Genomic DNA, 11,383 nt, shown 5'->3' with positions numbered 1-11,383 from the left:
GCTCGCCGGTTTATGCTGCCTAAGAATGTAACAGTTTTCACGGGGCTGAGTTGATACCGATCAGTGACCTCGAGATTTTCGCGCGTGTCGTCACGGCTGGCAACATGTCGGCGGCTGGGCGCGAACTGGGCCTGTCGCCGGCCGTTATTAGCAAGCGCATCGGCCATCTGGAGCGTCGTCTTGGCGTCCGTTTGTTCCAGCGTACAACCCGCCAGATCCGGCTGACTGAAACCGGCGAGGGTTTCTATCAGCGCATTACGGATGTCTTGCGCGGCATTCAGGAAGCCGAAGCCTTCGCGTCTCAGGGCAATGACCACCCCACCGGCATTCTGCGCGTGGGCGCGCCAAGCAGTTTTGCGCGCGGGCATGTGGCACCCTACCTGGGCCAGTTTCTGGCGGCGTATCCTGACCTTCAGGTCGATTTGACAGTATCGGATGCCGGTATGGACGTTGTGGGCGACGGGCTGGATGTGTGCATCCATGTCGGAGAGCTGGAAGATTCCAGCCTCGTCGCCAAGAAGCTTGCCCCGTGTCGCAAGGTGCTGTGCGCCGCACCGGACTACCTTTCCCGGGCCGGGGTCCCGGAAACCCTGTCGGATCTGGACAAGTTCGACTGCATCTCGACGTTTGACGGGCGCACCTGGCGCCTCCATGGGCCCGAAGGTCCAAAAACGGTGCGCGCATCCGGTCGGCTGCGGACGAATTCAAGCGATGTCGTGCGTGAAGCCATTGTCGGCGGGGCGGGAATCGGGTTCCGGGCGGTGTGGGACATCGCCGAGCATTTGCGGCGCGGCGACCTGGTCGCGCTCATGCCCGAATACCGGGAGACACCCGGCGTGGCCATCTATGCGGTTTATCCCTGCCGCGAATTCGTCCCAGCAAAGCAACGGGTGTTCCTCGATTTTCTCGAAACCGCGTACGAAAACGTGGGATTTGACGCACCGGATATCGAAAAATACACCTATCGGACCCCGACGCCGCGGGCCGTTGCGGCGACATGATGCCACGGTGGCGGGTAAACGTTCATTTGCGATAGTCGTGTATCGCTGACATCGCTGTGGAGATTTTTCCGGTCCGAGGAAGGGGATCGCATTCCATCCACGTCGAACGACCAGAAAACACCGATTGGGAGAACCTCATGCGTTTTAAGACATTTATCGGCGCGACGACGCTGGCGATCGTCACGGGTGTCACGCCAGCGCTGGCGCAGGACGGCGACCCGGAGGCTGGTGAAAAGGTATTCCGTCGCTGTCAGGCCTGTCACATGGTTGGTGAGAACGCCCAGCCGCGCGTTGGCCCGCCGCTCAATGATCTGTTTGGTCGCCAGGCTGGCACCCATGAGGCGTTTAATCGCTACTCCAACGCGATGAAGGGCGCTGGAGAAGACGGCCTTGTCTGGAACGACGAGACTGTTTCGGCCTACCTGGAGCAGCCGCGCCAGTACATTCCGGGGAATCAGATGGGTTTCGCCGGTCTGCGTGACGCGGAGGATCGTGCGGACGTCATCGCTTACCTGAAGCAGTATGATGACGAGCCGGAAAACGACGACGCCGAGAGCACCTATTCGCCGTAAGCAAACGGCGCGCAAATACGTCCAGCGGAGAAGGCCCGGCGCGTCCGGGCCTTTTTCGTGCGCATCGCAGGGACGTCGTGCCGCTTGCGTCGGACGGGAAGTTTCGCCACGCTCTAGGCCACTGGCTGAAAGGGCCTTTCGATGACCACGCTGGATATCGGAAAAACGTCCAGAACCGTGCCTGAGTCTCCGCATGTCGCACTCTTCGCGACGTGCCTTGTCGATCTGTTCCGTCCGGTCGTCGGCTTCGCCGCAGTCAAGCTGCTGGAGGAGGCGGGGTGCCGCGTCGAAGTTCCTGACGCGCAGACTTGTTGCGGCCAGCCGGCCTACAACTCGGGCGACCGCGCGGACGCCAGCGCCATCGCGCGGAAGGTGATCGAGGCGTTCGAGCCTTATGACTTCATCGTCGTGCCTTCCGGCTCCTGCGGCGGGATGCTGAAGAAGCACTATCCGGTGCTGTTCCACGACGATCCTGACATGCGGCTGCGCGCGGCGCGATTCGGCGCGAAGACCTATGAGCTGATCGCCTTCCTGCGCGACGTGATGCAGATCGACGTCGTCAATGCGCGCCACGAAGGCGCGGTGACCTATCACGACAGCTGCTCGAGTCTGCGCGAGAACGGCATCAAGCAGCAACCACGCGAGTTGCTCGAATCGGTGGATGGGCTGGAGCTGCGCGAAGCGAAGGACTCCGAGGTCTGCTGCGGCTTTGGCGGGCTGTTCTCCGTCAAGTACCCGAATATCTCCAACTCGATGGTCAGCGACAAGGTTGACCGCCTTACCGAGACCGGCGCCCCGCTGGTGCTGAGTGGCGATCTCGGGTGCCTTCTCAACATTGCTGGCAAGGCGGCGCGCGAGGGCCGCCCGCTCGAAGCGCGCCATATCGCTGAAGTGCTGGCCGACATGACCGACGAACCGCCCATTGCCGGAGCGCGCGAATGAAGCCAACCTCGCACCACTTCAAGGAAAATGCCGCTCGCGCCCTTACCGACGTGCAGCTTCAGCGCGCGCTGGGGAACATCGGCGAAGGCTTCGTGAACAAACGCGCCAGCGCCCGCGATGCGTTGCCCGAGTTCGACGCGCTGCGTGATCGCGCGAAGGCGATCAAGGATCACACGATCGAGCACCTCGACCTCTATCTGGAGGAGTACGAGCGCAAGGTCACCGAGGCCGGCGGGCAGGTCCACTGGGCCGCGACCGCGAAGGACGCCAACGAGATCATCACCTGGATTTGCCGCGACGCCGCTGCGCTGAGCGTCACCAAGGGCAAATCGATGGTCGCCGAGGAGATCGGCCTGAACGAGGCGCTCGAAGGCGCAGGGCTGGAGGTCGTCGAGACCGATCTGGGCGAATACATTATCCAGAACCGGCATGAGCCGCCGAGTCATATCATCGCGCCGGCAGTCCACCTCAACAAGGACCAGGTGATCGCGGATTTTCGCGCGAAGCACACGCATCTGCCGGCTGATCGCCAGCTTGACGAGCCGTCCGCGCTTGTCGGCGAGGCGCGCTCGGTCCTGCGCGAGAAGTTCCTGCGCGCGGAAGTCGGGATAACTGGCGCGAATTTCCTAGTGGCTGAGACTGGCTCGTCGGTGATCGTCACGAATGAGGGCAACGGCGACCTGACCCAGCTTCTGCCGCGCGTGCATATCGTCGTGACGAGCATCGAGAAGCTGGTGCCGACGCTGGAGGACATGAACACGCTTTTGCGCGTGCTGGCGCGCTCGGCGACGGGGCAGGACATTACTGCTTACACGACGCTTTCGACGGGCGCGCGCCGCCGAGGCGACCCGGACGGCCCCGAGCAGTTCCATGTTGTGCTGGTCGATAACGGCCGCACCGACATGCTCGGCACGGTCTTTCAGGACATGCTGCGCTGCATCCGCTGCGGGGCCTGTCTCAACCACTGCCCCATCTATAATGCCGTCGGCGGGCACGCCTATGGCTGGGTTTATCCCGGACCGATGGGGGCGGTGCTGACCCCCTCGCTCATCGGCGTCCAGGAGGCCGGGCATCTGCCAAACGCTTCGACCTTCTGCGGGCGCTGCGAGGAGGTGTGTCCGGTTCGTATTCCGCTGCCCAAGATGATGCGCCATTGGCGTGAACGTGAGTATGATGCCGGCGGCACTGGCCTGTTGCCGCGCATTGCGCTCAAGTCATGGGCGTTCTTCGCGCGACATCCGAGGCTTTACCGTCTCTTCGCCGGTCCAGCGATCGCGGCACTGGCGCGGCTGGGCGGCAAGCGCGGTCGTCTCTCATGGCTGCCGTTGGCCGGCGGCTGGACCGCACATCGCGACCTGCCTGCGCCGTCGGGGCAGACCTTTCAGGCGCGCTGGCGGGCGCATCAACGCGCGCAGCGCAAGCGCCGGGTGCGAGGGAAACGCTGATGGCCGAGGAGGCGCGCGAACAGATTCTGGGCGCGATCCGCAAGGCACTCAACGTGCGCGGTGACGAGGCCGGACGGCGCGGGCGTGTTCGGGGGCGGCTGGAGCAACCGGAGGCTGGCCCGATCCCCGAGCGGGCGCGCGGCGACGCCAACGCGTTGATCGAGCGGTTCATCGCCATGCTGGAAAAGCAGAACGCCCAGGTGAAGGAACTCGCCAGGCCGGACGAGTTGCCTGATGCGGTGGCGTTGGAGTTGCTACGGCGAAACCTGCCTCAGCGCGTGCGCACAGGTGCGGACGAGATGTTCGAGCAAATGACATGGAACGGCACCAGCGGGCTGGAACGGCTTACCGGCCCGGCCCGGCCGGACGACTGCGCCAGCCTGAGCCGCGCGCTCGCCGGGGCGGCGGAAACGGGTACGCTGTTTTTGGCTTCGGGCGCGGACAACCCTTCGACGCTCAACTTCCTGCCCGAACTGCACATGATCGCGATCCGGCGCGAGGACATTGTCGGCTCCTATGAGAAAGCCTGGAGCCGCTTGCGCGCGCAATATGGCCGCCGCCGGCTGCCGCGCACCGTGAACATGATCTCCGCGCCCTCCCGCACCGCCGACATAGAACAGACGCTCATCAAGGGGGCGCACGGGCCGAAGGAACTCGTGGTGTTCATTATCGGCTGATCCCGCAGCGACCGTTTTTGGCGCATCTTCGTTTGCGCACTCACGTCGGCAGTGCTACCAATCACGCCTAAACTTCCGCTTCGGCTCAATAATCGGCAGTGTTCGTCCCATGCATGACAAGGTCTCACCGGCTTTGAAATCTGCGCCGCCCGCCACGCAGGGCGCGCCTGAGATGCCGGCTTCCGGCTTTCCCGCCACGCGGATGCGCCGCAACCGTCAGGCCGACTGGTCACGTCGGCTGGTCCGCGAGAATGTGCTGACGGCGGCGGATCTGATCTGGCCGCTCTTCGTCATCGACGGGGAGAACCAGGTTGATCCCGTGCCATCCATGCCCGGCGTCGCGCGGCGCAGCATCGACGAGACCGTGCGCATGGTTGAAAGCGCCGCCGAACTCGGCATTCCGGCCGTGGCGCTATTCCCGAACACGGACCCCGCTTTGCGCGACGACGCCGCGAGTGAGGCAGTGAACCCCGAGAACCTGGTCTGCCGCACGGTTCGCGCGGTAAAGCAGGCGGTCCCGGAGATGGGCGTGATCTGCGATGTCGCGCTCGACCCCTACACCAGCCACGGTCATGACGGCATCATGCGCGGCGCGGAGATCGTCAACGACCTCACGATCGAAACGCTCATCCAACAGGCGCTTGTTCAGGCGGAAGCCGGCTGCGATGTCATCGCGCCATCGGACATGATGGACGGGCGCATCGGCGCGATCCGCCATGCGCTGGAGGACTCGGGTCTGACCAAGACGATGATCATGTCCTATGCCGCCAAATACGCCTCGGCCTTCTACGGGCCGTTCCGCGACGCTGTGGGTTCCTCAGGCACGCTGAAGGGCGACAAGCGCACCTATCAGATGGACCCCGCCAATACCGACGAGGCGCTGCGCGAGGTTGAACTCGACATCGCCGAGGGGGCGGACATGATCATGGTCAAGCCGGGGATGCCGTATCTCGACATCGTGCGCCGCGTGCATGAAAGCTTCGGGGTGCCCACCTTCGCCTACCAAGTCTCTGGCGAGTACGCGATGATGATGGCGGCCGCCGAGAACGGCTGGCTCGACAAGGACCGGGTGATGCTGGAAAGCCTGCTCGCCTTCAAGCGCGCCGGTGCCAGTGGAATCCTGACCTATTTCGCCCACGATGTCGCCACCACGCTGCGCGACACGGGCGGGGTCGCGTGACGAACGCCCACAAACCGCCGGGAGAAGCGGCCATGGCAGAAGCGGCAACAGCTGAGGATAGCGCCATCACGGTCGCGGATATTCGCGCGGCTCAGGACATCTTGCGGGACAACGTGCTGCGCACACCGATGATCGCCGCGCCCAGGCTGTCGGATCGTTGCGGCGCTGAAATCTTCATCAAGTACGAGAACCTGCAGGCGACCGGCTCCTTCAAGGACCGCGGCGCGCTGGTCAAGATGATGTCACTGTCCGACGAGCAGCGGACACGGGGCGTGATCACGATGTCTGCGGGTAACCATGCACAGGCGGTCGCCTTCCACGCGCGTCGGCTTGGTATCCCCGCGACGATCATCATGCCGGAAGGCACGCCCTTCGTGAAGGTCGGCAACACAGAGGCCCTGGGGGCACGCGTGATCCTCGCCGGCGAGACGCTGAACGACGCGCGCGAGGAAACCGAGCGCATCGCCTCGGACGAGGGGCTGACGCTGGTTCATCCCTACGATGATCCGCTCATCATCTCCGGGCAGGGGACGGTTGGGCTGGAAATTCTGGAAGATCAGCCGGACCTGGATTGCGTGGTCATCCCGATCGGCGGCGGCGGATTGATCTCCGGTACCGCGATCGCGCTCAAGGATGCGCGTCCGGACATCAAGATCATTGGCGCGGAAGTCGAGTCGTTCCCGTCGATGTATTGCGCGCTCCGCGGCGAGGAGCCGAAGTTCGGGGGCCCGACGCTGGCCGAAGGCATTGCCGTCAAGGTGCCCGGCGCGCACACCAAGCCGATCGTCGAGAAGTTGGTGTCGGATATCATGCTGGTCTCTGAGGAGGCCATCGAGCAGGCGATATGCGCCTATGCCTCGGACCAGAAGACGATGGCGGAGGGCGCTGGGGCGGCCGGCCTGGCCGCGGTCATGAGCCAGCCGAAGCGATTCGAGGGGCGCAAAGTCGGGCTGGTCCTTTGCGGTGGCAATATCGACCCGCGCACGCTCGCCTCGATCATGGTTCGCGGGCTTGAGCGCGACGGCAAGATCCTCTCGGTGCGCATCACGATTCCCGACCAGCCCGGCGTTCTGGCTGAGATCACGGCCTGCTTCGGGCGGAACAAGGCGAATATCCTGGAGGTCACGCACCGGCGCATGTTCCTGAACGTGCCGGTGAAGGGGGCGATCCTCGATATCTGCGCGGAGACCAAGGATCGCGCCCACGCCGAGAAGCTGATGGCGCAAATCCAGGAGCTTGGTTACAAGGTCGAGCGGCTTGGCGACCAGACTGGCTGGGAGTTTGGCAACTATTGATGATCCTTGCGGAATAAAAAACGAAGATCTCCGCACCGCGGCCGTCCTGACGTGCCCGCATTGCGGGCACCGCGAGCGGCTCGAAATGCCGCTTAATGCCTGCGTTTACTTCCACGAGTGCACACGCTGCCGCGCGATTTTTCGGCCCAAAGCCGGCGACTGCTGCGTGTTCTGCTCATATGGTGATATCGACTGCCCGCCCGTTCAGCGGGGCGACGCCTGCTGCGGGTGAGTCACTTGTCTCCTGCGTCCGCGCAACAGGGCAGATGCCGGAAGGACGATGGCGAGAGCTATCGCGAGTGAAATCGCGACCCATTTCGCCTGCGTCAGCGTTGAGGCCATCGCCACCAGTGTTGGGCCCGGCGCGGCCGTAAGGAGCATGTGCGCGACCAGCGCGTTCTCCCCCAGATCGAAGAGAAGCATCAGGGTCGGCGCCGCCAGCATGGCCAGTCGGCCGGCGGGCGGGACTGGCAGAGCAAAGCGCGCGCCGGGCCGGGTAACCCGTAGGATAATCAGGGTGATCGCGACGGCCTCGACGAGCGCGAGCGCGGTATCAGGCGGCACGTGTCGGGTAAGATAGAACCAATTCCCGTCTGTCCCTAGCGCCGCAATGTACGCCACCGCCTCGGCGTGGCCATAGCCGCTGATCCGCATGTCGAAAATGGGCGCGTCGGCAAAAGCCGTCAGGGCGGGAATCGTCACGGCCAGTTCGTAGACGTCGAGCACCGCCACAAGCGCGAGCGCCCCCGCGATATGCCACCAGCGAATAAGCGGACGCGACCTGCTCAAGGGGCACCTAATTGATAATGCCGCCGCTCAGCGTCATGATCGCCGGCACACGCGGCGCAGGCAGGGGCGGGAAGCCAGGCGGGGTCTGTTTGCGCTCGGGCGCGATGTCGATCGCCTCCTCCGGGCCGCATTGCGCGGCCTGCAGCGCAGCGATTGTCTGCTGCGTAAAGGGCTTGCCGGGGTTGGGGACGCGCACGGTGATAGTTCCCTGCATCTCCGGGCTGATGACGATGATCTGCTCCTCGCCCCGCGCCGTGATCTCGGCGCTGGCTTCGGTGGCGAGACGCTCGCGTGGGACGAGCAGCATCCGGATGCGATCCCGCTGAATGTCGGCGCCGCTGATGACGTAGAAGTTATCGCCGTGGCGCGTATGTATCGCCGCGCTCCAGATCGGGCTGGGCACCTTGGACTCGAACACCACGTTGCCCTCGCTGAGGTCGAAGCGGCAAAAGCCATAGCCGACATCTGGCGCGGCGAGCGGCAACGGTACGACCTCCGGCGCCCCCGGCGGCATGACGTAAATCTGGTTCAGCTCTGATATTTGCGCGAGCCGGTTCCAGGCGTCCTGCCGGGCGAGGTAAGGCGCGCCGAGTACGGCCGCAATGTGGATGACGGCGCCCGCAACCAGCCCGGCCGCGATGGTGAACCACGAAACCTTCATGCGCAGTCCACCCGTTCGATGCTCGGCAGGATCGCGACGGGCATCTCGCCGCTGGCCAGATCGGCGGTGTCATACGGCCGGAACACCCGGAATACCAGCATGAGGTTGCGATCTTCGCCCGTGGGCAGCCAGTAGCCGGCGCGCGGCGTCGGCGCCAGAGCGATCTGCGCGGCCCCGTCACTGCCGGGCAGAACGTTCTTGCTTGAGAAGGCGTGCCGGTCCGCCGGGTTGTCGATTAGCTGGCCCTCGGCGTCGTAAAGCGCGAGACTCCACCACAGTGCGGGCACCTTCGGCACGCGGATGCGGTAATGGCACCCCGATTCGAGCGGCTCCCCCTCGGCGTCACTGCGCGCGACGAACTCCATCGTGGTGGTCGATACGATTGGTAGCCGGCCGGATCGTGCTACCCGGGCCTTGGTGTAGGGGTCCGCTTCGGGGTCGCCTGCCGCGTACCAGGCGGTCCAGGGGCCGTGCCGAAGGGTGGTCAGAGCCGATCCCTGATCCACCATGTGCCAAGCCGAGCCGAGGCCGACGGCCAACGCAATGGCGGTAAACACGACGAAGTTCAGGATCAGGTTCACGGTGTTTCGGTTCTTCTTCGTGCTTGCCTGGAGGCGTGCCCGCGCATTTACAGTCGCGCCTCGCGCTTGGGCGTTTCGGCGCCCTCCTGGGCGTCGGCCTCTCGGTCCGGCGTCGTGCCGACGGCCTCGTCAAACATCTCGATCAGGTTTTCGAGCATCACCCGCGTTTCCTCGGGCATGCTGCGCGTGGCGCGTTCGCTGCGCCCGAGAGTCGGGTCCTCGGCCTGCAGCTCGGCCATGCGCTGGCGTGTTTCGATCTGCACGGGGTGCGGATCCAGGCCCGGGATGGTCGGGATGTCATAATTAGCGTGGGCCTTCTGCATGTACTCCTTCCAGGTCATCGCCGGGAGGTTGCCCCCCGTGACCCGCCCCATCGGGCGATAGCTGTCATTGCCGAACCACACACCCGTGACGTACTTGCCCGTAAAGCCCATGAACCACGCGTCACGATAGCTGGAGCTGGTGCCGGTCTTGCCGGAAACATGCGTGAACTCAAGCCGGGCTCGGCCCCCGGTGCCTGCCGTCACGACGGTGTTCAGCATCCGGTTGAGCTGCTCGACCTTCTCGCGCTCGAAAATCTGCCGCGGCTCCGGCTCGTCGCGATCGCGATCATAAATGACCTCGCCGGTTTCGGTGCGGATTTCAGTGATTGCGTAGGGGCGCACGCGCTTGCCACCATTGGCGAAATGCGCATAGCCGGCGGTATGGCTCAGCGGCGTGATGCCGGTGTCGCCGAGCGCCATCGAGCAGCTCTTCCGCGGCCCCTCAATGCCCATTTTCTTGATGTTTTCCAGCACCTTCTCGCGCCCGACATCGAGCGACAGCTTCACGGCGATGGTGTTGATAGACTTGGCGAGCGCGCGCTCCATGCTCATGGCGCCGCGGTAGCCGCCGGAATAGTTCTTGGGCGACCAGCGGCCGCAATAGACCGGGCTGTCCACGACGCGGGAGCGCGGCGTGTAGCCGTTTTCGAGCGCTGTCAGGTAGACGTAAGGCTTAAAGGATGAGCCCGGCTGACGCAGAGCGGCGGTGGCGCGATTGAACTGGCTCTCGCCATAGTCGCGCCCTCCGACCAGCGCGCGCACCGCGCCGTCCGTTTCCATGGAGACGAGCGCCGCCTGCCGCGCCCGGCGCGAGCGTCCGTACCGATCCAACGTGCTGGTGACAGCCTCTTCGGCATATTTCTGCAGCTCGGGATCCACCGTGGTGCGGGCGACCAGGACATATTCATCCTTGCCCTTCATCAGCCGCTGGACCTCTTCGAAAGCGTAGTCGAGGAAGTAGTCGGGGCTGGAATGATCCGTCCGGTCAACGACTTGCGCCGGGTTAAGTCGTGCGCCGTGCACCTGCCCCTCTGTCATGAAGCCGGCATCGACCATGTTCGACAGCACGGTATTTGCGCGCGAAAGCGAAGCAGCACGGTTGGTGTGCGGCGCGTATTTGGATGGCGCCTTAAACAGCCCTGCGAGCATCGCCGCTTCGGCCAGATTGATCTCGCGCACGGACTTGTCGAAATAGAATTGCGAGGCCGCCTCGACGCCGAACGCCCCGCCGCCCAGGTAGGCGCGATCAAGATAAAGCTTCAGGATTTCGCGCTTGGTCAGCCGTGCTTCCAGCCACAGCGCGAGAAAGGCCTCGTTGATCTTGCGCTCCAGCGTGCGCTCGGAAGAGAGAAACAGGTTCTTTGCGAGCTGCTGGCTCAGCGAACTGCCGCCCTGGACCACGTCATTGGCCTGGATATTCGCCCGCAAGGCGCGGAAGGTGCCGATGAAGTCCAGCCCGAAATGCTCGAAGAAGCGTCGGTCCTCGGTTGCCAGCACGGCCTTGATGAGGTGGTCCGGGATTTCCTCAAGCGGCACAGCGTCGGAGAACAGGATGCCGCGCTTGCCGATCTCGTTGCCGTAGCGGTCCAGGAAGGTGACGCTGTATTGCGAAGCCGTGCGCCAACCGGCCTTGTTCGTCGCGTCGATCGCGGGAATGGCGAAAGACAGCAGCACGGCGAGACCGAGCACGAACAGCGTCGCGCCTTCAGATGCGAACTCGGCCGCGACCTTGCGCATCCCGGAGACGTGAAAACGGCCGAAGAAATTGGAGTAGGCCGCCCAGACCTCCTTCAAGCGGACCCACAGCGCGTAGATGCTGGAATCCACCCAGGCATCGAGCGCCCACCAGTCGACCAGGCGGTGGCGGCGGTTCGGCTTGAAAATCCAGTCGCGCACGGGCTTGCGGTCCGGTTGCTG

At 64.3% G+C, this 11,383-nt stretch carries 12 protein-coding genes; 8 read left to right on the top strand and 4 right to left on the bottom strand.

What is annotated here, in order from left to right:
• Window positions 1-50: 50 nt before the first annotated feature.
• The 8 genes from BXY53_RS09330 to BXY53_RS14365 all read left to right on the top strand — a co-directional run bounded on the left by BXY53_RS09330 (window position 51) and on the right by BXY53_RS14365 (window position 7,344).
• Window positions 51-1,001: a LysR family transcriptional regulator gene (locus tag BXY53_RS09330; RefSeq protein WP_119061548.1), complete on the top strand. Its 951-nt coding sequence runs from the start codon at window positions 51-53 to the stop codon at window positions 999-1,001.
• A gap of 137 nt (window positions 1,002-1,138) precedes the next feature.
• A complete protein-coding gene (locus tag BXY53_RS09325; protein ID WP_119061547.1) occupies window positions 1,139-1,573 on the top strand; it encodes a c-type cytochrome in 435 nt (144 codons plus the stop codon).
• A 141-nt stretch (window positions 1,574-1,714) separates the two neighbouring features.
• Window positions 1,715-2,515 carry a (Fe-S)-binding protein gene (locus BXY53_RS09320; protein WP_119061546.1) on the top strand — a complete coding sequence of 267 codons (801 nt, stop codon included), beginning with the start codon at window positions 1,715-1,717 and terminating at the stop codon, window positions 2,513-2,515.
• The gene (locus BXY53_RS09315; protein ID WP_119061545.1) at window positions 2,512-3,960 is read left to right on the top strand and encodes a LutB/LldF family L-lactate oxidation iron-sulfur protein; all 1,449 of its coding nucleotides are present in this window, start codon (window positions 2,512-2,514) and stop codon (window positions 3,958-3,960) included. The genes BXY53_RS09320 and BXY53_RS09315 overlap by 4 nt, the downstream gene beginning before the upstream one ends.
• On the top strand, window positions 3,960-4,637 hold the full coding sequence (locus tag BXY53_RS09310; RefSeq protein ID WP_170144388.1) for a LutC/YkgG family protein: 678 nt from the start codon (window positions 3,960-3,962) through the stop codon (window positions 4,635-4,637). The genes BXY53_RS09315 and BXY53_RS09310 overlap by 1 nt, the downstream gene beginning before the upstream one ends.
• 172 nt (window positions 4,638-4,809) lie before the next feature.
• A complete protein-coding gene (gene hemB / locus BXY53_RS09305) occupies window positions 4,810-5,817 on the top strand; it encodes a porphobilinogen synthase (RefSeq protein WP_170144387.1) in 1,008 nt (335 codons plus the stop codon).
• Between the two features lie 32 nt (window positions 5,818-5,849).
• Window positions 5,850-7,112 carry a threonine ammonia-lyase gene (locus tag BXY53_RS09300; protein ID WP_119061542.1) on the top strand — a complete coding sequence of 421 codons (1,263 nt, stop codon included), beginning with the start codon at window positions 5,850-5,852 and terminating at the stop codon, window positions 7,110-7,112.
• A gap of 85 nt (window positions 7,113-7,197) precedes the next feature.
• Window positions 7,198-7,344, top strand: coding sequence for a GDCCVxC domain-containing (seleno)protein (locus tag BXY53_RS14365; RefSeq protein ID WP_280985258.1), 147 nt, complete (start codon window positions 7,198-7,200; stop codon window positions 7,342-7,344).
• Here the strand turns inward: BXY53_RS14365 and BXY53_RS09290 are convergent.
• The 4 genes from BXY53_RS09290 to BXY53_RS09275 all read right to left on the bottom strand — a co-directional run bounded on the left by BXY53_RS09290 (window position 7,317) and on the right by BXY53_RS09275 (window position 11,362).
• Window positions 7,317-7,844 (bottom strand): hypothetical protein, encoded by a 528-nt coding sequence (locus BXY53_RS09290; RefSeq protein WP_147361539.1) that lies wholly within the window; start codon window positions 7,842-7,844, stop codon window positions 7,317-7,319. The genes BXY53_RS14365 and BXY53_RS09290 overlap by 28 nt on opposite strands.
• A gap of 64 nt (window positions 7,845-7,908) precedes the next feature.
• Window positions 7,909-8,562: a DUF1254 domain-containing protein gene (locus BXY53_RS09285; RefSeq protein WP_119061540.1), complete on the bottom strand. Its 654-nt coding sequence runs from the start codon at window positions 8,560-8,562 to the stop codon at window positions 7,909-7,911.
• Window positions 8,559-9,119, bottom strand: coding sequence for a DUF1214 domain-containing protein (locus BXY53_RS09280; protein WP_147361538.1), 561 nt, complete (start codon window positions 9,117-9,119; stop codon window positions 8,559-8,561). Before BXY53_RS09280 ends, BXY53_RS09285 begins: the two co-directional genes overlap by 4 nt.
• Before the next feature lie 71 nt (window positions 9,120-9,190).
• On the bottom strand, window positions 9,191-11,362 hold the full coding sequence (locus BXY53_RS09275; RefSeq protein WP_119061538.1) for a transglycosylase domain-containing protein: 2,172 nt from the start codon (window positions 11,360-11,362) through the stop codon (window positions 9,191-9,193).
• Between the last annotated feature and the right edge of the window lie 21 nt (window positions 11,363-11,383).

Origin of the sequence: Dichotomicrobium thermohalophilum, assembly GCF_003550175.1 — a bacterium.
GTDB classification, from domain to species: domain Bacteria; phylum Pseudomonadota; class Alphaproteobacteria; order Rhizobiales; family Rhodomicrobiaceae; genus Dichotomicrobium; species Dichotomicrobium thermohalophilum.
This window is presented reverse-complemented; position numbering and strand designations above follow the sequence as displayed.

Excerpts from the sequence above, each read along its gene's own strand:
- BXY53_RS09285 (WP_119061540.1), bottom strand. The coding sequence starts at position 8,562 with ATGAAGGTTTCGTGGTTCACCATCGCGGCCGGGCTGGTTGCGGGCGCC.
- hemB (WP_170144387.1), top strand. The coding sequence starts at position 4,810 with ATGCCGGCTTCCGGCTTTCCCGCCACGCGGATGCGCCGCAACCGTCAG.
- BXY53_RS09315 (WP_119061545.1), top strand. The coding sequence starts at position 2,512 with ATGAAGCCAACCTCGCACCACTTCAAGGAAAATGCCGCTCGCGCCCTT.
- BXY53_RS14365 (WP_280985258.1), top strand. The coding sequence starts at position 7,198 with ATGCCGCTTAATGCCTGCGTTTACTTCCACGAGTGCACACGCTGCCGC.
- BXY53_RS09320 (WP_119061546.1), top strand. The coding sequence starts at position 1,715 with ATGACCACGCTGGATATCGGAAAAACGTCCAGAACCGTGCCTGAGTCT.
- BXY53_RS09300 (WP_119061542.1), top strand. The coding sequence starts at position 5,850 with ATGGCAGAAGCGGCAACAGCTGAGGATAGCGCCATCACGGTCGCGGAT.
- BXY53_RS09325 (WP_119061547.1), top strand. The coding sequence starts at position 1,139 with ATGCGTTTTAAGACATTTATCGGCGCGACGACGCTGGCGATCGTCACG.
- BXY53_RS09310 (WP_170144388.1), top strand. The coding sequence starts at position 3,960 with ATGGCCGAGGAGGCGCGCGAACAGATTCTGGGCGCGATCCGCAAGGCA.